At 52.3% G+C, this 26,733-nt stretch carries 20 protein-coding genes; 2 read left to right on the top strand and 18 right to left on the bottom strand.

The genetic code is table 11. The annotated features are described in order from the left end of the window. Window positions 1-284: 284 nt before the first annotated feature. The 18 genes from K3T83_RS45515 to K3T83_RS45430 all read right to left on the bottom strand — a co-directional run bounded on the left by K3T83_RS45515 (window position 285) and on the right by K3T83_RS45430 (window position 20,707). The gene (locus K3T83_RS45515) at window positions 285-1,796 is read right to left on the bottom strand and encodes a DUF5060 domain-containing protein (protein ID WP_220209773.1); all 1,512 of its coding nucleotides are present in this window, start codon (window positions 1,794-1,796) and stop codon (window positions 285-287) included. A 76-nt stretch (window positions 1,797-1,872) separates the two neighbouring features. After that, window positions 1,873-2,232, bottom strand: coding sequence for a hypothetical protein (locus K3T83_RS45510; RefSeq protein WP_220209772.1), 360 nt, complete (start codon window positions 2,230-2,232; stop codon window positions 1,873-1,875). A 154-nt stretch (window positions 2,233-2,386) separates the two neighbouring features. Continuing rightward, window positions 2,387-3,208 carry an ABC transporter ATP-binding protein gene (locus tag K3T83_RS45505; RefSeq protein WP_220211092.1) on the bottom strand — a complete coding sequence of 274 codons (822 nt, stop codon included), beginning with the start codon at window positions 3,206-3,208 and terminating at the stop codon, window positions 2,387-2,389. Next, on the bottom strand, window positions 3,205-4,182 hold the full coding sequence (locus K3T83_RS45500) for an ABC transporter ATP-binding protein (protein WP_220209771.1): 978 nt from the start codon (window positions 4,180-4,182) through the stop codon (window positions 3,205-3,207). The genes K3T83_RS45505 and K3T83_RS45500 overlap by 4 nt, the downstream gene beginning before the upstream one ends. Beyond that, complete coding sequence (locus K3T83_RS45495; RefSeq protein ID WP_220209770.1) at window positions 4,179-5,087, bottom strand: ABC transporter permease; 909 nt, start codon at window positions 5,085-5,087, stop codon at window positions 4,179-4,181. The genes K3T83_RS45500 and K3T83_RS45495 overlap by 4 nt, the downstream gene beginning before the upstream one ends. A gap of 124 nt (window positions 5,088-5,211) precedes the next feature. Continuing rightward, complete coding sequence (locus K3T83_RS45490) at window positions 5,212-6,213, bottom strand: ABC transporter permease (protein ID WP_220209769.1); 1,002 nt, start codon at window positions 6,211-6,213, stop codon at window positions 5,212-5,214. Window positions 6,214-6,290: 77 nt separating this feature from the next. Further along, window positions 6,291-8,237, bottom strand: a complete 1,947-nt coding sequence (locus tag K3T83_RS45485; RefSeq protein ID WP_220209768.1) for an ABC transporter substrate-binding protein — start codon at window positions 8,235-8,237, stop codon at window positions 6,291-6,293. A gap of 699 nt (window positions 8,238-8,936) precedes the next feature. Beyond that, the gene (locus K3T83_RS45480; protein WP_220209767.1) at window positions 8,937-11,780 is read right to left on the bottom strand and encodes a type 2 lanthipeptide synthetase LanM family protein; all 2,844 of its coding nucleotides are present in this window, start codon (window positions 11,778-11,780) and stop codon (window positions 8,937-8,939) included. A gap of 188 nt (window positions 11,781-11,968) precedes the next feature. Beyond that, window positions 11,969-12,154, bottom strand: a complete 186-nt coding sequence (locus tag K3T83_RS45475; protein ID WP_220209766.1) for a bacteriocin — start codon at window positions 12,152-12,154, stop codon at window positions 11,969-11,971. A 98-nt stretch (window positions 12,155-12,252) separates the two neighbouring features. Next, complete coding sequence (locus K3T83_RS45470) at window positions 12,253-15,555, bottom strand: type 2 lanthipeptide synthetase LanM family protein (protein ID WP_220209765.1); 3,303 nt, start codon at window positions 15,553-15,555, stop codon at window positions 12,253-12,255. 28 nt (window positions 15,556-15,583) lie between these two features. Then, window positions 15,584-15,784, bottom strand: a complete 201-nt coding sequence (locus K3T83_RS45465) for a hypothetical protein (protein WP_220209764.1) — start codon at window positions 15,782-15,784, stop codon at window positions 15,584-15,586. 40 nt (window positions 15,785-15,824) lie between these two features. Next, window positions 15,825-16,019 (bottom strand): mersacidin/lichenicidin family type 2 lantibiotic, encoded by a 195-nt coding sequence (locus K3T83_RS45460; RefSeq protein WP_220209763.1) that lies wholly within the window; start codon window positions 16,017-16,019, stop codon window positions 15,825-15,827. Window positions 16,020-16,119: 100 nt separating this feature from the next. Beyond that, window positions 16,120-16,314, bottom strand: a complete 195-nt coding sequence (locus K3T83_RS45455) for a mersacidin/lichenicidin family type 2 lantibiotic (RefSeq protein WP_220209762.1) — start codon at window positions 16,312-16,314, stop codon at window positions 16,120-16,122. A gap of 108 nt (window positions 16,315-16,422) precedes the next feature. Further along, the gene (locus tag K3T83_RS45450; protein WP_220209761.1) at window positions 16,423-16,611 is read right to left on the bottom strand and encodes a mersacidin/lichenicidin family type 2 lantibiotic; all 189 of its coding nucleotides are present in this window, start codon (window positions 16,609-16,611) and stop codon (window positions 16,423-16,425) included. Window positions 16,612-16,721: 110 nt separating this feature from the next. Continuing rightward, window positions 16,722-16,910, bottom strand: coding sequence for a mersacidin/lichenicidin family type 2 lantibiotic (locus tag K3T83_RS45445; protein WP_220209760.1), 189 nt, complete (start codon window positions 16,908-16,910; stop codon window positions 16,722-16,724). 318 nt (window positions 16,911-17,228) lie between these two features. Next, window positions 17,229-19,844 (bottom strand): peptidase domain-containing ABC transporter, encoded by a 2,616-nt coding sequence (locus tag K3T83_RS45440; protein WP_220209759.1) that lies wholly within the window; start codon window positions 19,842-19,844, stop codon window positions 17,229-17,231. Between the two features lie 3 nt (window positions 19,845-19,847). Then, complete coding sequence (locus K3T83_RS45435) at window positions 19,848-20,417, bottom strand: hypothetical protein (RefSeq protein WP_220209758.1); 570 nt, start codon at window positions 20,415-20,417, stop codon at window positions 19,848-19,850. 74 nt (window positions 20,418-20,491) lie between these two features. Next, window positions 20,492-20,707: a hypothetical protein gene (locus tag K3T83_RS45430; protein WP_220209757.1), complete on the bottom strand. Its 216-nt coding sequence runs from the start codon at window positions 20,705-20,707 to the stop codon at window positions 20,492-20,494. A gap of 606 nt (window positions 20,708-21,313) precedes the next feature. On the opposite strand from K3T83_RS45430, the gene K3T83_RS45425 reads away from it, so the two are divergent. Together K3T83_RS45425 and K3T83_RS45420 are read left to right on the top strand one after the other, a co-directional pair. Next, window positions 21,314-23,224, top strand: coding sequence for a tetratricopeptide repeat protein (locus K3T83_RS45425; RefSeq protein WP_220209756.1), 1,911 nt, complete (start codon window positions 21,314-21,316; stop codon window positions 23,222-23,224). A 6-nt stretch (window positions 23,225-23,230) separates the two neighbouring features. After that, a complete protein-coding gene (locus tag K3T83_RS45420; protein ID WP_220209755.1) occupies window positions 23,231-26,449 on the top strand; it encodes a protein kinase domain-containing protein in 3,219 nt (1,072 codons plus the stop codon). The last annotated feature ends 284 nt before the right edge of the window (window positions 26,450-26,733 follow it).

The raw sequence follows: 26,733 nt of genomic DNA, 5'->3' as shown, positions 1-26,733 counted from the left end.
CGAATCAAACGGGCAAAATCCAATAGAACGGACGCGATTATTGATGCGTCCGGCAAATGTTCCGAGGAGAGAAAAGATCTCCCCTACCCGTAGCGACAAGGGGTGGCGTGGTGGGTTGTAGGGGCCTTGCGCTTCGCCCTCCCCAAGGCCGTTTCCTCTCTCTTTGCCCCCAACAATCCCTCAAAATCCAACGGCGACAAGCGCAAGGCCCCCACCAAGAACCCCCAACCTCCCCTTGTCGCTACGGGTGCCCCAACATCCTCTCCAATTATTGGATGTTCCAATTAATGCACGCGTTGCACTCGCAGCGCTTGATAGGGCTTGCCGGGCAATGTTACTGATGTACCGCGCACTATTGGCTCTAGCAGCGGCGTGATGGTCATGGCTTCGATATCGATGACCTCGCCCCTATATTCTTCGTCCTCTGGGACGTTGACCGTTAATCGTGCGGGCTGGTGACGGCCACAGTAGATCAAGTAATACTCATGTTCCTGACCGGCACAGGCTGCACCATGCCATCTCCATGTGGTGACGCCGTCAATCGGCTCCAGGCCGGCTGTTGGACTCTCTTCTAGAATTTGCCGCAGGAAGGCGAGGCGTGGTGCACTCTGACCGTAGAGCAAGCCGCCTTTGGCCCACCAGAGGAGATCCTGGGGATGCAGGAAGGTGTCGCCATGCCCGACGTAGCCGCCCCGTGCAGTTCCCTCCCAGAAGCGATGCACCATCTCCAGCATCGAGATATTGCCCCAATGCTGCGGAATATTACCCTCATAACAGCACTCATCTATCACTGCTGGCTTGCGATACTGCTCACGCCATGTATTCGTCTGCTCCAGATCTGAACGCTGAATACTCAGATGCGTCACCCAGGGTTTGGAGTGGTCATAAAAGGCAAAGCAGTTGTGGATCGAGCGGAGATGCTGATAGGGGTCGGCCTCCTGCACAACGCGGAAGAAGCGGTCCCAATCGGCCATCGTCTTGCTGCGCATCAGATCGTACTCGTTCGCCATCGACCACCAGACGTTGCGATATGCACCCAGTCGCGCCACCACATAGCGCAGATAACGATCATCGGTCTCCGCATCCATCGTCGCAAAGCCCCAGCGATCATAGGGATGGAACAGGATCAGATCAGCCTCGATCCCCAACTCTTGCAGTTGTGCCACACGCTGCTCGAAATGCTGGAAGAACGCCGGATCGAAGCGGCTAAAATCAAATGACCAGCCGCTCTTCTCATCGCCCCACCAGCTACCCGTCCACTTACTGGAACCACGTGTCAGACACGGGAAAGGGTAACGCTCTGGCTCGTTCTCGTTATAGGCGTAATGCTTGGGGAAGACGCACATACGCAGTTTGTTGAATGGGGCCGTACGCAGCGTCTCTAGCGTTTGCTTCTCCATCTCATCGCCCTGATGCACCCAGGCATAGCAGGTGGTCCCGATCTGCTTATATGGCGTCCCATCTGCATAGGCGAAGTGATAGGTATTCGCTACCTGCACCGGCCCACGATTGTTCGCCGATGGAGCAATGCTGCTAAACGTCCCCTCCACGCCGTTCAACTCCGCCTGGTTGCTCCGTGTAGTATAGCTCCATTCGCCCTGCGTATCCGGCATAAACCGAACGCGATAGACTCCCTCGCCATCATAGAAGCCATCCACATCAATAGTGCGGTGCTTGTGGCGAAACTGGGCGCTCAGTTCCACCTCTAAAAACGGGTTGCCCTCCACACTCCCCTGCAACGCCACCTCAAATATCCCCCACTGCTCAACGTTCGCTGTACTGCTGATAACTGCCATGCTTGACTTGCTCCTGTTCTAGAAATATTTCAAAACTACCCCTTATTTTGTAGGGTCTGATGATTGGCGTATTCGGTCAATGAATAAATGCCCACCACCGTAGCCCAACATCTGATGCCCGCCTAACGGCGACAAGCGCAAGGCCCCCGCTCCTCCACCACGCCACCCCTTTGTCGCTACGGGTGAACCCAACATCCTCTATCATCCACTCGTCGCCCAACAACAATCTCCCACCATCCGTAGCGACAAGGGGTTGCAGGGGGTTCCTGGCGGGGGCCTTGCGCTTGTCGCGCTCCCCAGGCCACCTCACCTCTCTTTCCCCCAACAATCCTTCAACACCCAACGGCGACAAGCGCAAGGCCCCGCTCCTCCACCACGCCACCCCTTTGTCGCTACGGGTGAACCCAACATCCTCTATCATCCACTCGTCACCCAACAACAATCTCCCACCACCCGTAGCGACAAGGGGTGAATGGGGGTCTTGGTGGGGGCCTTGCGCTTGTCGCTCTCCCCTACGGGTGAACCCAACATTCTCTATACCCTCCCTGTTTCATTGACCGAATGCGCCAATTATCAACACTACCAGCAATTTATTCTTTTTCCCTCTCCCATTTCTTTTTGGTTGTAGGAATGGAATCGAGCAGGAGGCGGGTGTAAGCGTGCTGTGGGTCTGAAAGCACCTGCCTGGCCTTGCCAAACTCGACGATACTACCATGATTCATCACGGCGATATAGTCGCTAATGTAGTATGCGGTGGCGAGATCGTGCGTGATATAGAGGATGCTCGTTCGGTACTCCTGCTTGAGCGAAAGAAACAGGTTGATAATAATCATGCGGCGGGACGCGTCGATCATGCTGACAGGCTCGTCGGCAACGATGATGCCGGGACGCGGGATCAGCGCACGCGCAATCGAGACGCGCTGCAATTCGCCGCCTGAGAACTGGTTAGGATACTTCCCGCGCACATCCTTATATTCCAGCCCAACCGAGGCCAGCGCCTCTTCCACCGCATCAATCGCCCCCAGTTTGTTGAGTTTTTTGACTCGCGTTGCCGTCTCATAGAGGTACGAATCAACCGTCCGATAGCGGCTAAACGCTTCAAATGGGTTCTGAAAGATGGGCTGGACGGTGCTGAGAAACTCGGTCTTCTCCGGTTTACCCTTGCCGCGCTCGCCAACCACAACCCGATCCTGCACCGTCACCTTACCCGATGTTGGCTCTACCAGACGCAAGATGACCTTTGCCAGCGTCGTCTTCCCGCTGCCAGACTCCCCCACGACGCTGATAATCACCGGCTCGTCGCTCTCAATATTGAGATTGACATCGTTCAACGCATGAACGGGAATGTTGCGCGGGAAATTGCCCAGATGATAAACCTTGCGCAATCCCTCGGTCTTCAAAATCGTCGTCATTGCGCTACCTCTCTCGCTTCTTGCTGCTGAGATTCGGCATAGTGGCAGGCGGCGAAATGCCCTGACTGGTACTCAACAAACGCAGGTTCCTTCGTTCTGCACAGCTCGGTTGCCAGCGGACAACGCGCGGCAAAACGACAGCCCTGCAAGCTCTCCCACAGGCTCGGCGGACTGCCCGGCACGCCCTCTCGCGTCTGATCATCCCCAATTGTCGGTAGCGAATTAATCAGCATACGTGTATAGGGATGCAATGGCTGCGTGAAAATCGTCTCCGAATCGCCATATTCAACGGCTTTGGCTGCATACATAATCAACATCTTGTGCGTGATCTGGTAATGAACGCCCATATCGTGTGACACAAAAATGATCGTATTTTGCATCTTCTCTTGCAAATTCATCAATAAAAGCAAAATGCTTTTCTGCACCACCACATCGAGCGCCGTCGTTGGTTCGTCAGCGAGGATGACATCGGGCTGGAAAAACGTCGCCATCGCCACCATAATACGTTGCCGCATCCCGCCTGACAGTTGGTGCGGGTACGAATCGATTGACTCGGGTGGCAATCCTAGCTGTTTAACATACGAGCGCACCTTCTCCAAAATCTGCTTCTTGTTCTGCTTCGAGTCCTGAAAATCCACAAACTGCTGACGGATGCGCACCACCGGATTGAGCGAACTCATCGAGCTTTGCGGAATATACGAGATGCGCTTAAACCACTGCTTCTGAATGTTTTCACTTGTTATCTCTTCGTCGTTTTCATCGCGGATGCCATACTCGACGTTGCCGCTGGAAAGCGAGAGGGGAAAGCCTGTGTCGCCGTAGATCACCTTCATCAGCGTGCTTTTGCCGCAACCAGACTCGCCCGCGATGCCCAGAACGATCCCATCAGGAATTTCCAGAGTGACGCCATCTACCGCGTTGACCGTGCCACGCTGCGTGGTGTAGGTTGCGACGATGTTGTTGAGTCGAATCATGCTACACCTCGCCTAGTTGCTGAGAATTCGTTGTAGCCGGTCGAGACTAGAAAGAGGCCCAGGAAGAGTAGCACTGTCGCCACAATCGGTCCGATCAGCCACGTAATCTGGCCGCTAAAGAGCGCGTTGTAGTTCAAAGCCCAGAAGAGAATCGACCCCAGTGTCGGCACCTCTACCTTCGAGAGTCCAATCACCGCCAGAGCTGCCTCCGTATTGATGGCGAACAGGATCGTGTTGATAAAATGCACGACCGTATAGGCATAGACATAGGGGAATATTTCGTGAACGATGATGCGAAACGTGCTGGCACCGGAGAAGCGAGCCACATTCACGAACTCCCGCTCGCGTAGTGATAGTGCCATCGAACGCACCGTCCTCGCGCCCCAGGCCCAACCAAAGACAATCAAAATCACCCCGACGATCAGAAATGAGGTGTTGCCGCGCACCAGCGTACTAAGAATAATCAGGATGGGCAACACGGGAATGGTGATGAAGGCATCGATGACCAGCATAATCAGGCGTTCGTACCAGCCGCCGATATAGCCAGCGCTCAAGCCAACCAGCGTGGAGATAATCGTAATGCCTATGCTTGTGATGACGCCCAACAGCAGCGAGTTGCGAATCGCAAATACCAGGAACCAGAAGATATCCTGTCCTAGCGCGTTCGTGCCGAGCAAATGTTGCCCGCTGACCGGCAGGTTCTTGAAATAGGTGCCCTGCTGCGAAGGATCGACCGCCGTGAAGAGCGGCAACGTGAAACTGCCAATCACGAAAATTGCCAGAATGACGATTCCCAGCTTCAGCCGCAGATTACTCAGCAGTTTCGGTCGCTCGCGCTTCTCCGGTGCTGCTCTCTCGGCTGGCGCGGAATTGCTGCCTCTCCTGAGGCGAAGGGTTGAACTCATGATATATCACCTGCACTCATGCTATATAATTATCCCATCTGTCGTAGTCGCGCGATTTATCGCGCAATCTCGCACATGCGCGATAAATCGCGCGACTACGACAGAGTTTGTTCATCTGCATAACTCACCTGTATCGAATGCGTGGATCAAACAGCGGATAGATGAGATCGAGAATCAGCCCGGCAGTTGCAACGGCGATGATTGACATGGTAATCGCACCGTAGAGCAGGTTATAGTCGCCACTGCCTGCTGCCGTGCGCATCAACAGTCCCAGGCCCGGATATGAGAACAGGATCTCGGTAATCAGCGCCCCATTGAAGATGGTGCCGATTGAGAGGACCAGCGCCGTGATCTGGGGCAGCATCGCGTTTCTAAAGACATAACTGGTCATTCTGGTCCAGTCAGGCGTCCCCTTCAAACGGGCAAAGGTAACATACGCCTCCTCCTTCGTAGCATAGGCCAGCGATTTCATGCTCAAAATATTCCAGCCAAAACCAGCCAGTACCAACGTGAGCGCCGGGAGCACGGAATTGTAGAGGATGATCCCAACCATATCAAACGAGAAGCCGCCGGGTGGAAACGTCGGCGAGAGCGGGAAGATCGGCCACACGAAGGCAAGCAGCAAAATGAGCGTCAGGGCCAGAATATAGTAGGGGATCGGATAGAGAATAACGCCTATAACTTCCAGCGCCGTTGCCGCACGCTTGTTATGGTAATAACCGGCCATCAGCCCGATTAGATTACCGAGTAGCCAGGCAAAAAACGTCGTGGTAATGAGCAGCCCGATTGTCCAGGGCAGTGCCGCGAAGATCATCTCCGAGACCGGACGGGGATAGCTGGACAGCGATGGGCCAAAGTCGAAGCTTAAAAAGACGCGCTTGAGATAGGTAAGGTACTGCGAGAAGAGATCTCCCTTGAGACCGTACAGCTCCTCAAGCGAGGACCGCAGCTTTTGCGTCGCCTCCGGTGTCAGCGTTTGCCCCGCCTGACTCTGCATCTGCGCGATGTAGTTGTCAATCGGGTTGCTCGGCATAAACCGGGGCAAGAAAAACGTGATTGTGATTCCGATAAACAGCACCGCAAGATAGGTTGCAAGCCGTTTCACGAAATATTGCACAAACCCCATAATACACCTCATCGATAGGATGGGGCCGCCCTGAGTGTGACAGCCCCAATTTCAGTGAAGCTTCTCCTTTGTAACAGCTATTTCTGCCCGGTTGGCTCGATGTTCAGAACCATCTTTTTCGCCGAACTCCACCATGAATAAGGTGCGGCATAGTAGTTGTCCTGTTTGGGGTAGTTTTTCCAGTAATAGCTGTTCGTCGGAATGGTGGTCGGAATGTTCATAATGTTGATGTAGGCCATATCCTTGATGAACTCTTGAGAGATGGCGCGACCATTTTCCAGGAACTTCTCAGAGCTTGTGTCCATCTGCGAACTCGCTTTGAGCAGCGAACTGGCGGTCGGGTTTTTCCAGCGGAAGAAATTCCCGTTAATAGCCTCTGACGAATCGGCGGCTTTGAGGTTCTCCGGCTGGATGCTGCGCCACGAGGTCAGATAGTTGGTATTGAAGACACAGCTGTTCCAGTTCAGTTCAGTCACGAGCTTGGAGTTGGTATTCTGCACGTTGCCAAACTCGCCGTTGTCCACCTGACGCGCGTTGACCTGGATGCCAGCTTTGCGCCAGTTGTCGGCAATCGAGAAGCCGATGCGCTGCATGACCTTATTCCAGTCCGCAGGGATGACGAACTCCAACTGCCAGACCTGTCCATTAGGCAGCGTGTAGACGCCGCTTGAGTTCTTCTTGATCCCCACCGAGTTCAACAGCTTCTCGGCTTCTGCCGGATCATTTTTCCACCAGCCCATGCCAAACGCTTCGGAGGTCGCCTGATTGCCCTGTGGCAGTTCCGAGGCGGAGGTTCCCATCGTCTTTAGCTTGCTGGAAAGATCGGTCGCGAAGTTCGGGTCGAACGGCTGATAGCCATCGGCCAGTTTGAAGTCCTTGAGCCAGGATTGCAGCGGATCGAAGTAGACCGGGCGCAGAATATGGGTGTCAGGCATTGGCAGCGCCGAGGCTCGCAACTGTCCGTTCATCGCATTGATGCCAACGCTTTGCAGGTTCAGCGAGAGGGCCAACGCCCAGCGCACCTCCGGCTTATCTAGCGGTGCCTTCTCCTGATTCATGAGGATACCATACGAACAGGCGTCGCCCATGTCGTTGTACGGCATCTTGTCCGAAAAGGTTGAGATAGCGGAATTGCGCCCCTTCGCGCTCTGGATGCTATCAGGACTCATAAAGGTATCGACGTCGTACTGATTCTGGATGAACGCCAGTGTGCGCGTCTCCTCGGTACCGAAGTCTTTGTACAGCACATATTTTGGCTTCGGCTCGCCCATCCAGCCCCAGGCCGAACGCTTCCAGTCATCGCGCCGCTCCCAGAGCTGCCAGAAGCCATTAGGATCGAACGACTTTACAACATATGGTCCTAGTGTCACAGGCTTGGTGTTGCGGAAAGCGGCCAGATCTTTCTGCTTCTCAAACACATGCTTGGGCACCATGATGAACGCAGAAGACCACGTATAGACGCCCATTACCGTCGTGAAGTCGTAGGCGGGGTTGATGGTCTCAACGTCGAACGTATATTTGTCCACCTTTTTATATGACTTGATGTAGTTTGTCAGGGTGACGATATTGCCATTGGTGAGCTTGCCCTGGCCCTTGAAATAGGTATCGAGCGTGTAGATCGCGTCGTCGGCGGTAAGCTCAACGCCGTCGCTCCAATAGATTCCCTGCTTCAACTTCACGCGAAACTGGGTATTCTGTTTGTTGAGGATCTGCGGGAACCCATCTGCCACTTCGGGGTAAGATTTACCGGTTGCTGTATCCATTTCCCAGAGATAGCCCCAACCAAGCTCGCGGAAGCCGCGCCAGATCGCGTAGTTGCTCATCAGTGGGTTCATGATGTCAGGACTATTCGTCTTGCCGTCAAACGTCTGGAAAATTAACGTTTGATTGCGCGGCGTCCCAACTGAGGTCATTACGTTTTGCTGAGTGGATGGAGAACTACAAGCGCTCAGATCCATTATAACCAGCGAAAATAGGAGGGTAAATAAAAGGCCGCGAGTGAAAAAAGATGCCGTTCTTACCATCGTGCTACCTCCATTGATAGCAAATATCATCCATGCTCTACATAGAACTGCGAACGATGAGCCAGCGAATAATGCAGCATTCGCCGCTATGTGTGGGTGACTCTAGCATTGATAAGTCCCACATGGTCAGGATATGATCGCCAATGATCACCCCCTTTGCAACATGAAATTTCTCGGCTTTGAATATTTATTCACAATTGAAATTATATCGGGCTACAGTCATTATAAATGGGAGCTTCAATGAATGTCAAGGGGTGGACGTGCAGAAAAATCTGTCTCGTCATGAGGAGATTGACAGCGGGCAAAAGCTGTTGTACTCTTTACTGAGAGAATAAATATTTCGATTTGAATAGATATTCGCTTCTATTTCGGGTATATGTGGGTATGAGCGGAAGGTGCAGGGCGTGTATGGTAGGGGCGATGGCTGGTCCTCGCCCACTTTGCCCATGATTTGTGTGTTGCAGCCAGGGCGAGGACCAGCCATCGCCCCTACCATACACGATCAATCTGAAAGGATAAACACTCTAATGGCACGGATCGCCTGATCCAGCCCCAAAGGGCGAAAAATCTCCATCGTGCGAAAATCGAGGCAGGAGCACGAGTGACAGCGCTCAAGCAACACGCGAACAAACGCCCGGCAACCTATTGGGGACCGGGCGCTATCCTGTTTTCCTGGTGAGCATCATTGCAAAGAGCACTCTAGATATCGCCGGGGCTTCTGCGTGAATGAACAGGTGGTGCAAGTAAAAGCACAGAGGGAACCATTTCAGGTTCCGCCAGGCGCAGCAACGCGTAACCAATCCCGGCCAGACCGTTCATCAATCCTGGTGTCTCTCCTCCTAAAGGCACGCCCGTTATCCATTTACCAGTTTCGACGCTCTCTAGCAGCATCGCAGTGAATTGCTCGAATGATTGATCATACTGCCGTTCATCGAGCCGCTGTGTTGCTACAAGTAGTGTCTCCAGGTTCCCCAGATCACCGTGACAGAGCGAATGATTATGACCAAAGCCTTTCGCTATGGTTGTTTTAAGTGCGGCACCTATTTCTTCACGTATCTGAGCGTCGTCTAGATAAGCAAGTGAAGCAAGACGAGCCAGTCCGATCCCGGAAGCTCCATAACACCACATATGTCCATAGGTGAACTCCTGCTCAGTCGGGAGATTCCCGCTATCGCTCACCTCACGTAAGTCAGGCCAATTTTGCTCTTCTGGCGAGAACAGGCCGCGCTCATACTCCAGAGCTGAGAGGGCAGCATCCCGAAAGCGTGCCTGTCCGCTGACCTCGGTCAGAGCCAGCAGGCTGTAGGCAATACCAGCCGCACCGTGAGCGAAGCCGGTCAGGGGAAGTTTCCCTGCAAAGGTGGTCCAACCTGCACCTTGCTTCATTGGGCGAGCGCGAGCAAGCAGATGCTCACCACATTGGATTGCTGTCGCAAGGGTGGCTGTCGATGGAGTAACAGCATACAAAGCAAGCAAACTCATGATACAGCCTGCGGAGCCAGACAGTATGTCCAGCTTCTCATCCTGTGCGATTGAGTCGGGGAGGCATGCAACGATTTTCTGAGCTTCTTGAAGCAGGGCAAGATCGTTCCAGAGGCAACCCAGATGAGTGAAGAAGTATATGAGAGATCCCAGTCCATTAAAGGCTCCAATTGCATCAGGCTGAGGCAATTTTTTCTGTCGCTCTCTTTCAATCAGTACGGTGTTGAGAGCCGATCTGGACAGTGCTGTATAGCGCATTTCACCGGTAATCTGTCCAAGATATGCGAGGAAGAAGGCTATGCCTGCCGTGCCAGTGTATAAATCTTTCCCTACTGGTTGAAGCGCCCATTTGACTGCTTCGCCCTTCATCACTGCCGTCATGCCCAGCCAACTGGCAGTATCATCCATATACCAAGCGAGGCTACATAGGCGCTCACCTATGGCACATGCAGCCCTGAGAAGCCGTTCACGGGTTGGTGATATGCGTGCTGGCTGTAATGAAAGCATGGGGGTCATTACAGGGCGAGCAGTCATAGCTATACCAGTGAACGCGGCGCGAATTATCTCGATCTGGCGGGCGATATGTTCTGCATTCAGTTGCCGGAGACGTTGGCGCACCACGTTCAGACCAGATTCAACAAAGAAGTTGGCGATGCTCTCTCCTTGACTGGTTGTGAGGCTTCGACCCTCTGGAGAAGTCGTAAACAAAGGGATATTACCGCTTCGTAGATAAGCTTGCTCTGCTGCCACGATCTGTACCAGATAGGGTCGCTCTCTGGCTGCTACCCGCAGGCGATCCAGGTAGCGATCGCGCTGCTGTATGCTGCGCAGGTGATTAGGGTGAAAGCACTCTGCTAATAGCCGTATATATGTCCTGGTCGGACGAACTGCGAATCGGATTTCATCATGCGCAAATCGCGGCAAGATTGTCTCCAGGAATTCCTCGCTTGCTAACAGGCCACAGGTGTTTGCAAAGCCAGTAATGAAGTAATCGCAATAGTCAGGTGAGAGATCGTCAGACAAGAGTCCGGTGCCTAAAACTGACTGATTGAATGCCTGGCGAGTAGGATGCCGGAGAACATCTGGATTGTCTATCTGTGGTTGGAAGAGCATTCCCGCATCAACAAGCATCGCATGCTCGCCTGCCAGGATGAGGTTGTTCGTCTGAATGTTTATTGCCCCTAACACATAGAGCAGAGCCAGGTAAGACCCCTGGCGTTGATAAAGACGTGTCACCTCTGATTCGGATTGGCAGGGTGATGCAATCACGAACTCGGACCAGCCATAGGTGCCGCGATCAAGGAGGGTCAGCGGACGCAAAGGAGGTTGCTGACCGTGCTCGTTGAGCCAGGTCAACACGTGCTGGAAATGCACATCAACGGCCAGAGATTCAGGTTTGTAGACCAGTTGCCAGCCAGAGGCAAACGTGAGGAACAGCACCATCTGTCCTCTCTGGAAGGTATTTGCAGGCTTTGTCGTGATCTCTGTCAATGCCCCTGGATCGCCCGCCGGAGCAAAGACCCTCTGCAATGCTTGCCAGTCAGTGCAGAGGTGACGTAGGAATTCCAGGCTGTAGGATACCCACTGCTCAACAATTGCTACCAATTGGCAGGCCAGCACGTTGTACTCTTGCAGGAACGCGAGCAGATTGTGCGGTTGTTGGAGATGCTGCACATAGCTCCGCAGTAACTCATCTGTTGTATTACCAGATACATACCCTCGCAAATGAGCCACGTTGAGTTCCAGTACAACGGTACGACTTACCATAGATCCGACTTGCCTGATGAGATTGGCAAACAGCAGCGCAGGAATGCTCTGGGCATCAAAAGGGAGTTTGCTATGCTGCACAGAGATGGTCTGGAGACCGGTTTCAAGCTGGCGCAGACCTTGTTGGAGTAGAGGCTGAATGACTTGCAGATATGCGCCATCAGCATCCTCTTTTAGTAGTTGGGGAGGGAGGGGGAGGGCAGCATCAAAATTGGCAAGCGCCAACTGCCATTGGGAGTGCCAGTGAGAACGGTTGGACAAGCTCGTATTGAGAGCTTCTATTTCCTGCTTCATATGGCTGGTTTACCTCTCTTTGAGATTATGGCGTGCAAGTGATGAGCGCATGGATCGTCCCACTCCGCGCAGCGACAAGGAGAGGTGGGATCTTGGTTGAGGGAGCCTTGCGCTTGTCGTCGTCCCTCCCACCACCCATTGTCGCTACATAGGGTGAAAAAGGAAATCAGCTCGTCCCGTTGGTGATTTTATCTCCCCGCAGGAAACTGCTTATACCCGATCCCTCCCTCGACGTTTTTCAGTTCCTCGTCGTTCAGTTCTTGCAGTTCAACAGTGTCGTAGGAGGACTGGCCTGGTTTGCGGGCCTGTTCATCAGGCTCTTGCTTCCTCCTTTCCTTCGCTTTGGGCTTACGCTTAGAGGGCTTGTTACTCATGGAATCTCCCTTTCTTTCTAAACATTGTTGTGTGGCACATCGCACCTGTACCACACAGCAACCTGGTGAGGAAAAAGTGAGGCGACTACGAGAACACACTACACGAAAGAAGATGCAAGATGATTGGCTGACTTCTGTGGGGGTTGCGCAAGGTATGGTGGAGCAAGCAAGAGTACTGATGGCACTCTTTCCGGTTCCGCCAGACGCAACAGTTCATAGCCAATGCCAGCTAACCCCACCATCAGCCCAGGGGTTTCTACATTCAATGGAACGGCTGTCACCCAGCCGTAAGCAGTGATGCTATCGAGCAACATAGCAGTGTAGCGGTCCAGATGTTCGCGATAAGATGGCTCGACCTGTGTGGCGGCCAGCAGCGTTTCCAGGTTGCCAAAATAGCCATGACTGAGAGAGTGATTGGCATGAGAGCCTTCAGGAGACTGGTCAAACCCTTCGATAATGGTTCTCTCAAGAGCAATGTCTATTTCATCGCGTATCAGCGGCTCATCAATATATCTGAGAGATGCGATGCGGCTGAGGGCAATCCCTGGTGCTCCCTGGTTCCATGTCATTCTGGTTTTCTGTGCTCCCGTAGCCCTATCGGCAGAAGGCATGAGCCAGGTCTGTTTTTCTGGCGAGAACAGGCTACGTTCATACGCGAAAGCTTCCAGAGCTGCCTGCTGAAAACGTTCCTGACCGCTAGCATCTGCCAGGCTAAGCAAGCTCCAGGCTATGCCTGCTGTTCCATGTGCAAAACCAGGAGTGGGAGGATAAGGAGCATACGCACGTGTTCGCCAGCCTTTGCCACCCTTCATGGGTAGTGCATGAGCCAGCAGATGATCGCCGCACCGGATAGCAGTAGTGAGGAGTATTGGCGCAGGAATAACCGCATGCAGGCTTAGGAGACTGGCAATACATCCCGCTGAACCGGAGACGAGATCCAGTCTGTCGTCCTGCTCGATCATGTCAGGGAGGAATGATGCAATGTGTAGAGCCTCCTGGAGTAGGGCTGTCTCGTTCCAGAGTGCACCAAGATGCGAGAAGAGATAGAGAGGTGATCCCAGACCGATAAAAGCTCCGATCTCCTGCAATCCGGGTCGTTTCTCGATCTCGCTGATTCTATAACGTATCGCCTTGAGTGCGGTCCTGGCGAGGGCCGTATAGCGTTCCTTACCAGTAATAGAGCCGAGGTAGGCCAGGAACAGCGCAATCCCGGAACTGCCGTCATAGAGGCTTATATCTGCTGGCCTGATATTCCATGTGCGTGTAGTGCCTATGTTTTGTGTAATGCCCAACCAGTTGACGGCATCGGCATTGGAGATAGCTAGCTGGTCCAGACGTTCCCCTACAGAATCGGCCGCAGCCAGCAGTCGTTCGCGGGTCACGGGGGCACTTGATGGCATGAGCAGAGGGGGCATCTTCGCCACTGGTTGGCTATCTGTTATCATGCTGGTAAAGGCCGCTCTGATGATCCAGGTCTGCCAGAAGAGATCCTCTTCATCCATTTGCAAGATACGTTCAGTAACTACTGATAGGCTGGATGCCGCAAAAAACTCAGGAATACATATCCTTTGGCTCGTATAGAGGTCGCGAGAGTCAGGATGGGCGGTGAACAGGGGGATATCACCCTCAAGTAAATCAGCACGCTCGGCGTCGATCAGCCGGGAGAGATAGGATTGAGAGCGGACGCTGAACCAGAGACGATCAATACATCGCTCTCGCTGGAGTGCGTCGCGTAGCACATTGGGATGAAGGCTCTCAGAAAGAAGGAGATCATACGTTTTCGTGTGACGGACAAGAAAGCGAACCTCATCCTGAGCAAAGCGGGGGAGTAGATCTGTGAGCAGCGTGTCACGATGGGCAATCAAAAGCTGATACATATGTGTAAAGCCGCTGATGATCTGTTCACAATAATCGAGGGTCCGTACCTCGCGATCATTGAGCCGGGGACGATTCTGCTGACCTTCTAATGTAACGGGTTCCTGGACGAGCCGCATCTGGTCTGTACCTGCCCCCGTCCAACGAGGGATTGGGAGAGGTACGAGTTGTCCTTCCTGGCCTCCCAGACCGCTAATATCGACTCCTTCTTTCTCTCCGTTAGACCAGATACGTAGCGGCAGCAGCCCGATACCTAACACAGAACGATCCAGTACTTGCATCGCTGGTTGTTCAGCAGGACTCTCGTGAATACGAGGATGAAAGAGAGCTTCCAGATCAATCAACAGTGGATGTTCGCCTGCTGCAATCACGTTTTCAAAATGGAAATCCACTGCATCCAGCGCATAGAGTAGAGCCAGGAAAGCTCCCTGGCGTTGATAAAAACGCGCTACCTCTGGTTCGGATTGGCAAGAGGAGGCGGTAACAAACTCGGACCAGCCATAGGCTCCGCGATCAAGGAGGGTCAGCGGACGCAAAGGAGGTTGCTGGCCGTGCTCGTTGAGCCAGGTCAACACGTGCTGGAAATGCACATCAACGGCCAGGGATTTAGGTTTGTAGACCAGTTGCCAGCCAGAGGCAAACTTCAGCAGAAGTACTGAACGTCCTTTCCGATGTGTATCTCCTGCTCCTGCCATAGCCTCTATGAGCATGCCAGGATCATTTTCAGGGATAAAGTGTGTACGAATGGCTTGCCAGTCGGTACACAGGTGGCGCAAGAATTCCAGGCTATAGACAAGCCAGTTGTCGATATCTATTATGAGTTGGCGAGCCAGTACACTATACTCTGCAAGCAGCGTGAGCATATTTTCTGGCTGACGGAGAAGCTGCACATAGCTCTGGAAACGCTCCTCTGAGGTCTCTCCGGTCAGGCGTCCCTGTAGGCGTGCTACATTAAGCTCCAGCGCAAAAGTGCGACGCATTCCCGGTACCACCTGTAATGCAAGATTGCCAAGCAGTGCAGATGGAATTGCCTGCGGATCAAACGGTAGATAGCTAAACTCTGTACCTATAGCTCGAATGCCTGCCTCAAGCTGCTGTAGGCCACGTTGGAGAAGAGGGTGAATGATCGGGAGTATATCTGCCGTATCTGCTAAAAGTTTCTCTGGAAGCGATTGTATAGGCAGGTCGCGGGATGCGTCATAATTGGCAAAGGCTTGTTGTAGCTCACTCAACCAGTGAGGAACATGGCCGAGACGAGCTTGAAGCTCTTCGGCTGGCTCGGCTAGCAGGAAGAGCAATTCTTGCTCGTTGAGCTTATCCTGAGATAGGCGATCAGCAAAGAAGGATTCTTGATCAAAGGGCGATTGTGCCTTCCAGCGTTGCAAGCGCCGCTGTGCTTTCTCTATGTCTCCTGAACCGTCTGAAAGAGATGTATGCGCACCTGTACGTAAAGATGTAATCCGCTCGTTTAGCGTCGTTGCACGATACCAGTCTGCGCTCTGCCATACTGGAAGGGAACCGCCCATGATGATCTCCTTTCATTTTTCCGCTCGTTCAGAACGTGCCAGAACGCTCTCCCGGCTTTGATACGACGAGGCACTTCAAGCTAGAAGAAAGCAACGTAGAGGCTTCATCTTCGGTATACTCCTCTTCTTTTTCGTAGTGTCTCTGCTTTCCCGCTGGATTCTCTGGTGCTTGCGTATCCCATGTATCGTCTTCAGCTTTCCATGTGCGAATAATCTCGTCGGCACTCATTGGCTTCTCCTTTCTAGAGGAAAACCTGCTCAGATTGCATTTATAAACAAGATATTTTGGCGCAGGTACAGATGTTCTGGCTCATATCCGCGTCACCAGGGGCTTCACTGCCACCCTCCACCTGCTCTAAATCCTCATCGCTGAGTTCTTCCCCGGCAGGATTGGCCGGTGCATTCCCGTTTTTCTCCTCCTCATCTTCAGCTTTCCATGCGCGAATGATCTCGTCAATGCTCATCAGTTTCTCCTTGCGTTTGCCCTCTCTGCAAAAGGACAGGAAGCAGGCGTCAGATACATTCTCCTGGCCTGCTCATCCCTCCACTGAGGATACCCTGTTCTTATTCTGGACAGAGTGTCTGGTAGCTAGCGCAGTAGGGGCTTGTTGGATTACCATTGCCTGGCTCAGTGCCACCCTCCACCTGCTCTAAATCCTCATCGCTAAGTTCTTCCCCGGCGGGATTGGCTGGTGCGTCCTTGCCCTTCTCCTCATCATCTTCAGCTTTCCATACGCGAATGATCTCATCAGCGCTCATTGATGCCTCCTTGTGTTTGTCCTCTCTGGGGAGGAGGGTAAGCAAGAGATAAATAATTTCTCTTAGTCTGCTTACCCCTCCACCGAGGATAAGCTGTTCAGATTACATTTAACAGGACGTTTTGAGGCAGGAGCAAACGTAGGAACCTTCCGCATCGCCAGGGTCTTCGCTGCCACCTTCCACCTTCTCTAGCTCCTCGTCGCTAAGTTCTTCCCCGGCGGGATTGGCTGGTGCATCCTCGTTTTTCTCTTCGTCGTTTTCAGCTTTCCATGCACGAATAATCTCATCAGTGCTCATTGATTGCTCCTCTGGTATGCCCTCTGCGGGGAGGAGCAGCAAGCAGGTCCAAATGTTTCCCGCTTCGTCTGCTCGCTCTGCCACAGAGGGACAGCACTACTCTTTCGTGTTTAGCAGGAGAACTTGGCGCAGGAACAGGCAGTTCCAGCAGAGCCATCAGGTGGTGCCTCGCTGCCGCCCTCTACACCCCCCAGCTCCTCGTCGCTGAGTTCTTCTCCGGCGGGATTGGCTGGTGCGTCTTCGTTTTTCTCTTCGTCGTTTTCAGCTTTCCATGCGCGGATGATTTCTTCAGTGCTCATGAGATTTTCCCTTTCTTGATGTGAATTAAGGTGAGTTGGTTCAACATCTTCTCAGGCCATTGCCTGAAAATAGGCCCTGGAACAACCTACTATGAACTAGCTACAATTGATGACTATCTATGGAAACCGACTGTGCATCTACATCCTGGTATAATATTGGTGAACTGTGTCTGGTCAACACATGAATCCCTCGTGCGAGGATTGCATTTACGCTGTTCATACCAATTCATCTCCTGTAGCTACACATATGTCGGATATCCGCGTGTTAAAGGATATTTTTATCAACTTGACTGTACTTCCAATTGAATCGCCGGGATTTCACATAGACTCAATCTCACCGGTTGCTAGTTGGCTCTCAATAAGCCTGGCATAGTAGCCATGACGAGCTAAGAGCTGCTGATGCGTGCCCTGCTCAACGATGGCACCCCGATCTACGACCAGGATCAGATCTGCATTACGAATTGTGCTCAGGCGATGTGCGATGACGATCTGAGTGCAGGCCAGCTGGTTTAGGCTTTGCTCAACCGCTTTTTCTGTCACCACATCGAGTGCGCTGGTGGCTTCGTCAAGCAACAGGATCACCGGATCATTGGCGATGGCCCTCGCCAGTGCCAATCGCTGACGTTGACCACCAGAGAGGGCGTTTCCCCCCTCTGAGACGAGCGTTTCATATTCCATAGGCATCTGCATAATATCTTCATGGATGGCCGCAGCTCTGGCAGCCTTGATGACATGATCCATCGGCATAGAAGGATTCGACAACGCAATGTTCTGTCTGATGGAGCCGCTAAAGATGCTTGATCCCTGCATGACCACGCCAAATTGTGAGCGAACGGCCTGGTAGTTTAATGTACGCAAGGGAATGTCATCGTAGAAAATTTCACCCTCAGTTGGCAGATAGAGACCAAGCAGCAGGTTGCCCAGTGTGCTCTTCCCTGAGCCGGTTCGTCCGACAATCGCTACTTTTTGACCGGGGGCGATAGAGACCGAGATATCCTGCAAGACAAGGGCGGAATTGGGATCATAGCGAAATCCCACCTTCTCCAACTGAATGTGCCCCGTCAAACGCTCCGGCTCATTGACTTCCTCTGTATCCTGTTCTGGTCTCGCCTCAACAACATCTGTAATTCGTTCAAGATGTGACTGCACCAGTTGCACCTGTTGTCCCATTGCCACGAGCGAGGTCAATGGGGCCAGGAAAGCGGTAGCCAGTGCGAACAAACCGAGCATTGTACCCGTTGGCAATGAGCCGTTCAAGACCTGCACCGTACCGGCGATCAGCAGGAACAGTGGGGAAAAGGTGTGCAAGGTATTCAGCACGGTATTCGTCAATGAACTGACATAGCTGCGTTTCACAGCGGCGTTTAACTGATCGAAAAACAGGTTGGACCAGCGCGACAGTGCCCGCTCTTCGGCTCCAGATGCTTTGAGCGTTGCAATGCCGGTCAGCATTTCGGCGGCATACCCCTGTGATTTCCCCTGCGCCACCAGTTCGCGCATCGTCAATTCACGCGTACGATGACCGGTGAAGAGCAACAAAATCACCTGTAAGCAGCCGATTGCCAGAGCCAGCAGAGCAAACATGGGCGAGACCGCGAGCAGGATGAGCAAATAGACAAGCACAAAACTGCCATCCAGGATCGTAGAGACAAGCTGATTGCTGATGGTATCGCGAATAATGGTATTGCTGGCAAGACGGGCCAGAATATCACCGCTGGAACGTTGTAAGAAGAAGCTCTGAGGCAGCGTGAGCAGTTTTTCAAAAAAGCCCATCATCATCTGCGAATCTACCTTCGTTTGCAGATAGAGCAGGACAGATGCACGCAACAACATCGTCACCAGTTGAGCAAGCAGTAGCACAAATAAGCCAACGGCTAATAAGGTGAGAGCATCTTTGAGTTGAAAAGGAATGATCTGATCTATAACTATTGCAGTCAGCGCTGGTAAGGCCAGCCCAAAGAGTTGCAACAGGAGAGATGCCCCTAAAATTTGTCCCAACGCGACCGGAGCCATCTTGATATAGTTCACCGCATAACTACGCAGAGTGACCCGTTGGTTGGCCGTCTCGCGATTGAACTGGACCCCAGGTTCAAGCATGATCACGATCCCGGTAAAGCTGTTATCGAATTCTTTCGCTGTGACGCGCCTGCGCCCTATAGCAGGATCAACGAGATCAACATATTTCGGTGTCCAGCGTTCAACGACGAGAAAGTGATTGAATTCCCAGTGAATAATGGCTGGAAGAGTGATAAAGCGAAAATCGTTTTCTTGCAGGGAGATAGCTCTGACTCGCAGACCATAAGAACGAGCAGCCTTGACAATACTAAGAGCTGAAAGCCCATCACGACCGACTCCACAATGGTTACGAACCTCCGAGACAGAGGTTTTACGCCCATAATAGCTCAGAATCATCGCCAGGCTCGCAGCGCCACATTCTACCATGCTCATTTGTTGGAGCATAGGTACGCGCTTGCGTGTCAGGTGCAGCCTTTGCGCAAGGCTCTGCTTACGCACCTGAGCTTGCCCTTGAGAAGCAGGAGTAGATGGCGCTGACGAAGCCTCAGTTGAAGGTGCGGGCTTCTCTGTCTCTGTTTCTGCTGTCTCAGGCTTTTGCAATGGTGTCACAAGCGTGGCCGTCATCGCAGGGTCTTGATCAGGGGCAAGATAGAGGCCAAGAGCCATCGTATTTCTTGCCATCTGATGCTCTCGATGCTCTGCTAGATCCGCCACCTCCGTCGAGCTGGCCTGTTCACCAATATCCAGACCGGAAAGCAGGGCAGTGCGGCGTTTATCTGGCAGTAAACCGCTCGTTCTTCTCAGCGTGACCTGACCTTCATCATCGGAGGACGTAGCACCTGATTCCTCTTTCTGAAGAGCACGAATCAGATCATCGTTATTGCTAAGCTGCGTCGATTCGGGATCAAAGGTTTTCATTGGCTACACCTTCCTGAGTTGATTAAGACCTGGTAAGAGCGAGAGGATACGATGTGTCCCAACCTGTATCTGAGCATGAACAAGACTACCTGCATACAAAGCTGTTGGAACAGTCGTGCTCAACCTGATTGTCAATACGAGCGACGGCTGAGTTAGCGTCTCCGCTAGCGTGCCGTCCAGCCCATACCGTTGTCGTATGGCATCTGGACTCATGGCCGCCTGTTCGACCGTTGCGACCCTGGTGGTGAGTTGTGGCCCCGTTGATCCAATCTGTACCTGAACTGGCATGCCTGCCTGCACTTTAAGCGATGGGCTGGCTGGTAAGAAAATGACAGCAGTTGCCGGGTCGCTGTTACTGATTGGCACTCGGCTCTGGCTGAGAACAAGACCTGATCCAACCGCGTAAGTCGGAACTTCCCCTAACCAGGCGAGAAAGGTAGCGACAAACAGCAACCCAAGCAGAATCCATAAAAAGAGAAAGACTGGCGGCGCAATAAAGCGGGGTAAGATAGATTTTTCCCAACTTTGTGCGTAATGCTGAAGCGCTTTCTTGCGAAACTTGCTTTTTACCATGTACGCTCCTTATGACTCAGGATTGAGCTTTGCCCTCATCTATGATGAGGTAATCCTGCATTATCGTTGCTCTCTCATTCAAGAGGCTCTTCTTCGATGAAGCCAAGTTCTAGCAGCGAGTGAAGTTCGTCAACATCTTTCGGCAAAATTTGCGATAAATCTTGTCGTTCAATGGCTTCCTTCAGACGGGAGCTGATCAGCACCTGAATATGTACCGCTGGTCTATAACAGAGGTAGTAACCACCCTGCTGCGTAAACTGGACATCAGATACAAATCGTACTATGCACATCCCATAAGACCTCTCTGATTGCCTACCGATGGTGCTCCAACTCTCTACTTTATGCAGGATGCATTTTTGGTTGCATTTCCTGATTGACCTTGATCTCGTCTATTTACAATTCAATGCGGGGCATGCATGCCCCAATTCACCCCAGGTAGGAGCCGTTTCTACTGCCAGGACTGTGGCACGCATGCCCCACTCTTTCGCTCCAAATCGCCCCGTGAATGGGCCGACTTTGCCCATAAAGGTAGGTAGGAAGTCGTGTCACACACTCTTCTAGCGATTGGAGCATCTGTGCCCCATTACCGCCATACAGCATTGATATGCTTCGATATTTTCCGATGGCATACGCGTAAAAATCATCAGTAAAGAGGCCTGCTGGTCGAGTGTCAAGGCCATAAGCAGATCTGTACGGTTGCGTTTCGAGAGTGCAAGCGATTGTGCAACTGTATAAGAGAGAAGGCAAGAAAGACATATTTCAGCAGAGAAAGGAACAATACTATGTGGAGTTGCATCGCAGCTATCGGAGCTTCAACATGCTTGAGCCATTCTGTAGTGAATTACTGTTGTGATGATGGCATTATTCCAATTCGTTGATGAGAAGGGAATGCTCTTATGAAGCAGATGGGGATAACAGATCGAGAATGGGCCGACCTGAAGTGCTCCATAGAAGCAGGTAAAGCTCCTGTCGGCACATTTCTGGTAGGCGGACCCTCAGAGGCTATGACAAGAGAGGCCCAGGCTCTCTTATTGGCTGCATCTCATCCAAACTATCATGTCAGGTATTTTCTCTGTAGCAATCGTGGAGTTTTCCGAACTCCTTGTTTTTTTTCTGTTGCCAATGAACAGATGCAACCAGAACGGCTTGATGCTTTCGAGTTTCTTCAAGAAAAACAACCTGGAAGAGAGCGATGCCTACAATTGAAGGTAGAAGAGTTGGAGCGAGCCGCACTTCATGACTCCTCTCTTTCACAGATGATCGTCATAGAGTATCTGCTGCCACCTGTGAAGCTCGATCTTTCTTTTACGCTGCATATCCTTCGATCAGCGCTATCACGGCGCATTCCTATCATCATGCTATATCATCAGCAAAATCCGGCTTCTACAGTTCAATCCACTTTGCCAACAGGAAGCAAGATAGAGGATATAGTATCTCTGCTCTATCTGTGTGGTGGACGAGTACGCGAACTAGACTGGCAGAAGCTCGTAGCACACTTGCCAGAGGCATATGACCAGTTCATAGCTTCAAGGAGGGATGGAACAGATACTTGGATCTGTTATGCCAATCGCCTGACAACTGAGGAGGCGGAAAACATCTATCAGACGATGGATCAAGGGAGAAGACATCAACTCGCAAGGCACGCATTGCATGTTTTGCAACACTGCACCGGCTATCCCCTGCTGACCATAGCTTCTGAAACAGGCGATCTGGAAGCAATGCTCTCGGTATACTCACGCCAGGCCATTGAAGCCACGATCTCAGAGCCAGAGGGGCTGATACGCTACTACGAACGGTTGCGGCACGTGGCTCAAATGGCCTGCGATAACAACGTAAGTGGAGCTGCCTATACACTTGCGCAACTTGCATACCTCCTGCTAGATGATATGCAAGCTGTACAGGTGTATAGGAGGTTGCATGGTGTATTGCCCGACGCTATCGATCTCAGGACGAGATTCGCCTTCTGGATAACGCTGGGGCTGGCTCTTGCCACCCTTGCGCATCCTGAAGCCTGGGAGTATGCGGCAGAGTGCTTCCAGTTGGGCAAGGAATGCCTGAAGAAGCTAGATCAGAGGAGTGGAGCAAGGGCAAAGCTCGACCTGATAGGGGTTGTCAACGGCGAGGCATTGGTTGCCTACAAACAACACCAGTATGAGAAAGCGCAAAAACTCGTAGAATTCGTGTTGGCACACATAAAAGATACGACCAACAACTTTCGTATCCATGTCCTCACCAATCTAGGAGATGTCTTGCTGCGTTCTCCTGCCGGGAGAGAAGCCGCGCTCGAACGCTATGGGGAGGCATTACTCCTCTCAACACGGGTAGTAAGGAAGCTGCAATCCCGCTCGACATTAGAGCAGGTGCTTCCATATCGACAACGAGCTGCCCTCAAATTGGGGAATATCCTCATAGAGCTGGAACGGTATGAAGAGTCCATCCAGATTTTAGAGCGCTTGTTGCGTGATTTCGCAAAAGTCACAGGTCGGATCTGGATAGAGGAAAGATATACACAAATGGTGCTCAAAGCAAAGCTGACACTGGCCCAGGCATATCTTAAAGCCGGTCAGGAGCGCATGGCTGCCCTCTGCTACTGGAGCATCTTGCGCTATCCGTGCTGGCTTGATGTGGCGGTCTTGCGAGATGTTGCAACCAGGCTTTGCGCCTGCCGACCTGCTCTCCATGAACTGCTCCGCAGACGTATTGAGCGGATTGTGTCTGAGCAAGAAATGATCATGGCCGATGTGATGCAGATACAGGAAATATTTACTGAGGCGCGCTATAGTTTGCAACACGAAATGGTAGCATAGAAGGCAATGCAAAACATCAGCGTTGGAGAACAACTCGGCAACTATCGACTGGTTCGTCTGCTTGGTCAAGGCGGATATGCTCAGGTTTACCTGGGTGAACAGATCTACCTGGGCAATGAGGCTGCGATAAAGGTGCTGCACGCCCAACTGGCCGACCAGGACATGGAGCGATTTCGCTTCGAGGCCCGCACCATCGCACACCTGGAACACCCGCATATTGTGCGCATTCTGGATTTTGGCGTTGAAGGAAACACACCATTTTTAGTGATGAGTTATGCTCCTCATGGCAGTTTGCGCCAGATGCATCCCAGAGGAACCCGCCTTCCTCTGACAAAGGTCGTTACCTATGTAGAGCAGACGGCTCTTGCCTTGCAGCATGCCCACGAGCACAAGCTGATACATCGTGATATCAAACCTGATAATTTACTGGTAGGCCGCTCCCACGAAATCATGCTCTGTGATTTTGGCATTGCAGTGATTGAGGAGAATTCGCGCTCTTATGCTGCCAGGGACACAGTAGGGACTGTCGCCTATATGGCACCGGAACAGATGTTAGGCCATCCATGCTCGGCCTCCGATCAATATGCCCTGGGTATCGTGGTTTATGAGTGGTTGTGTGGGGAAAGACCATTTCAAGGCTCCTTCATCGAGGTTTCCACTCAACACCACCTGCGTCAACCATCTTCTTTATGCGAAAAAGTACCTGATCTACCATTAGAGGTGGAACAGGTTGTATTGAAGAGCCTGGCGAAAGATCCCGAACAACGATTTCCAGACATACTCGCATTCGCCTCTGCTCTCGCTCAGGCTGCTGACCAGAGTCGGAAAACGACGGGAGAAGCAATGTTTCTCCTCTCCACAGCAGAGCGTGAGCAGTCAGCGTATCAACAAGCTCGCCTCTATAACTTACCAGTGCCGACGACGATACTGGTTGGGCGTGAGCAAGAGGTGGCGGCAATTAGCGAACTTCTACGCCGACCAGATATTCGCCTGGTAACACTGACGGGTCCGGGTGGCGTTGGCAAGACACGGTTGAGTATACATGTCGCAGCCCGATTAAGCAGGCAGTTTTCTGATGGGGTGTTTCTTGTATCCTTAGCTCCGGTAAGTGATCCAGCCCTCGTTGCACCTGCAATCGCAGAGGCATTGGGGATTGGCAAAGTGAGCAATCAGTCACCCTTCACACTATTACAGGCCGCCTTCAAAGAAAAGCAGTTTCTTCTGCTCCTGGACAACTTTGAGCAGGTGGTTGATGCCGCTGCGGTCGTGGCAGAGCTACTCACAGCCTGTCCAGACCTCAAAGTAATGGTGACAAGTCGCGTGATGCTCCACGTACGGGGTGAGCACGAGTTTGCTGTTCTCCCTCTCACCTTCCCTGATCTTACCCATCTGCCAGATGTACACACGCTTGCACAGTACGAAGCAGTTGCACTCTTTGTGCAACGAGCACAGGAAGTCAAACTTAATTTCCAGTTGACGAGCGCCAACGCATCAAGTGTGGCCGCTATCTGTACACGACTGGATGGTTTGCCATTAGCCATTGAACTGGCCGCCGCACGCTGCAAGCATTTCCCGCTGCCAACCTTGCTGGCACGCTTAGAACAGGGATTAGCTGTTTTAGCGGGAGGTGCCCGCGACCTCCCCGATCGTCAGAAGACCCTGCGCAATACGCTGGCCTGGAGTTACAACCTGCTGGAGCCAGCAGAACAGCAGATCTTTCGTCGCCTCGCCGTCTGCGTAGGAGGCTGTTCGTTAGAAGCGGCTGAGGTAGTGGGAACAGCAGCAGGGGCATTGGCTGGCGATATTCTGGATATGCTCTCATCCCTGGTAGATAAGAGCCTGTTACGACAGGAAGACTATGGCGAAACTGATCTGCGCTTTCAGATGTTGCACGTCCTGCGTGAGTTCGGGCTGGAATGTCTGGATGAAGCTGGCGAAACCGAGATCACACGCACCGCACATGCAACATATTTTTTGGCCCTGGTCGAGCAGGCAGAGCCGCATCTGACAAACGGCGACCAGGGTTGGTGGCTTGATCGCTTAGAGCAAGAACACGAAAACTTGCGAGTAGCTCTTGGCTGGCTCCTGAAAGAGGCCGAGGAGACCGCTGGCATAAAGAGAAGAGAACGCACAGAACAGGCATTACGAATTTGTTCCGCATTATACTGGTTCTGGTATACCAGGGGACATATTCGGGAAGGGCGCATGTTCCTTGAGCGGGCGATGCTCCTTCAGGAGAAGGTGGCGCTACCTATCAGAGCCAGAGCGCTCGCCGCTGCTGGAGAACTGGCCTTTGCCCAGGATGACTTAGAGAGAGCAGAGATGTTAGGCAGCGAAAGCCTGGCGCTTTTCCGAGCGTTGGGAGATCAGCGTGGAGCAGCAGCCTCTCTTGATTTGTTGGGAGGCATTGCCTGGATACAAAATGCCTATGTCCTGGCCCGTACCCACTACGAGGAGGCTATCGCGCTCTTTCAACAAATTGGCGATGACTGGGGGAGAGGCCGTTGTCTCCAGGTGGTTGCACGTGTATGCAACGCTCAGGGCGATTATGCACAGGCAGGCACTCTTTTGGAGGAGAGTCTGGAAATTTACCAGGCTTTGGGCGATAAGAAGCGTCTCAGTTGGGGACTCCAACTGCTCGCCCGTGTGCTCTTTGCTTCTCAAAGCGATCTATTTGAAGCCTATGCCCTGGCGAAGCAGAGCATGGAAATCTGTCGAGAATTAGGAGACAAACCTGGACTGGCCTATGCACTCAGCCCTTTGGGAGAAATCCTTGCACAGCAGGGCAATTCAGCGCAGGCTCGTATCCTTGCGGAGGAGAGCGTCACGATTTTCAAAGAACTGGGCGATAAGTCTGGCACAGCCGAGGCTCTTCTCAGCCTGGCGCATGTGGCAACTTCCCAACATGATCTCCCTGCTGCCTACGCCTATTATAAGGAAAGTATGGCAATCCTGAAGACGATAGGCAATCAGGAACTCCTGGTCGCCTGTCTGGACGGAATCGCCGAAGTGCTGGCTACGCAGGAGGAAGTATTACGAGCAATACAACTCTGGGGAATGAATCAGACGTTACGTAAAACGATAGGTGTGCCTCTAGCGCCTGTTTACCAGGCAGCGTATGAGCAGGCTAAAACAGCGGCACGTCTGCTGGTAGGGGAGGCAGCCTTCGCAGAGATGTGGGCGCAGGGGCAGGTAATGTCGCTGGAACAAGCCTTTGTTCTATAGCTGGTTGCTTCGCACGGTTCCCACTCACGGCACCTTTCTACACTCAAGACATGTGAAAGACAAAAGAACAACTTTTGCACAATGCTGGGCCTGGTAAAATCAGAGAGTTTAACTAAAGGTTAGTAAGTAATCTTGCTTATTTTATTATTCTTGATTATACTATTTCTAATAGCCGATCTAAGAATAGAGCCGCACGTATCATAATTACTCATCTGGTTGCCAGGCACATTATGAAGATGTGCCGTTATAGTAAATATTTTCTAGCTCTTGAGGATGGAAAACCC

This window comes from Reticulibacter mediterranei, from assembly GCF_016587455.1.
Note: the sequence above shows the minus strand (reverse complement) of the source record. Positions and strands in the feature narration are given on the sequence as shown.

Excerpts from the sequence above, each read along its gene's own strand:
- K3T83_RS45515 (WP_220209773.1), bottom strand. The coding sequence starts at position 1,796 with ATGGCAGTTATCAGCAGTACAGCGAACGTTGAGCAGTGGGGGATATTT.
- K3T83_RS45505 (WP_220211092.1), bottom strand. The coding sequence starts at position 3,208 with ATGACGACGATTTTGAAGACCGAGGGATTGCGCAAGGTTTATCATCTG.
- K3T83_RS45500 (WP_220209771.1), bottom strand. The coding sequence starts at position 4,182 with ATGATTCGACTCAACAACATCGTCGCAACCTACACCACGCAGCGTGGC.
- K3T83_RS45495 (WP_220209770.1), bottom strand. The coding sequence starts at position 5,087 with ATGAGTTCAACCCTTCGCCTCAGGAGAGGCAGCAATTCCGCGCCAGCC.
- K3T83_RS45490 (WP_220209769.1), bottom strand. The coding sequence starts at position 6,213 with ATGGGGTTTGTGCAATATTTCGTGAAACGGCTTGCAACCTATCTTGCG.
- K3T83_RS45485 (WP_220209768.1), bottom strand. The coding sequence starts at position 8,237 with ATGGTAAGAACGGCATCTTTTTTCACTCGCGGCCTTTTATTTACCCTC.
- K3T83_RS45480 (WP_220209767.1), bottom strand. The coding sequence starts at position 11,780 with ATGAAGCAGGAAATAGAAGCTCTCAATACGAGCTTGTCCAACCGTTCT.
- K3T83_RS45475 (WP_220209766.1), bottom strand. The coding sequence starts at position 12,154 with ATGAGTAACAAGCCCTCTAAGCGTAAGCCCAAAGCGAAGGAAAGGAGG.
- K3T83_RS45470 (WP_220209765.1), bottom strand. The coding sequence starts at position 15,555 with ATGGGCGGTTCCCTTCCAGTATGGCAGAGCGCAGACTGGTATCGTGCA.
- K3T83_RS45465 (WP_220209764.1), bottom strand. The coding sequence starts at position 15,784 with ATGAGTGCCGACGAGATTATTCGCACATGGAAAGCTGAAGACGATACA.
- K3T83_RS45460 (WP_220209763.1), bottom strand. The coding sequence starts at position 16,019 with ATGAGCATTGACGAGATCATTCGCGCATGGAAAGCTGAAGATGAGGAG.
- K3T83_RS45455 (WP_220209762.1), bottom strand. The coding sequence starts at position 16,314 with ATGAGCGCTGATGAGATCATTCGCGTATGGAAAGCTGAAGATGATGAG.
- K3T83_RS45450 (WP_220209761.1), bottom strand. The coding sequence starts at position 16,611 with ATGAGCACTGATGAGATTATTCGTGCATGGAAAGCTGAAAACGACGAA.
- K3T83_RS45445 (WP_220209760.1), bottom strand. The coding sequence starts at position 16,910 with ATGAGCACTGAAGAAATCATCCGCGCATGGAAAGCTGAAAACGACGAA.
- K3T83_RS45440 (WP_220209759.1), bottom strand. The coding sequence starts at position 19,844 with ATGAAAACCTTTGATCCCGAATCGACGCAGCTTAGCAATAACGATGAT.
- K3T83_RS45435 (WP_220209758.1), bottom strand. The coding sequence starts at position 20,417 with ATGGTAAAAAGCAAGTTTCGCAAGAAAGCGCTTCAGCATTACGCACAA.
- K3T83_RS45430 (WP_220209757.1), bottom strand. The coding sequence starts at position 20,707 with ATGTGCATAGTACGATTTGTATCTGATGTCCAGTTTACGCAGCAGGGT.
- K3T83_RS45425 (WP_220209756.1), top strand. The coding sequence starts at position 21,314 with ATGAAGCAGATGGGGATAACAGATCGAGAATGGGCCGACCTGAAGTGC.
- K3T83_RS45420 (WP_220209755.1), top strand. The coding sequence starts at position 23,231 with ATGCAAAACATCAGCGTTGGAGAACAACTCGGCAACTATCGACTGGTT.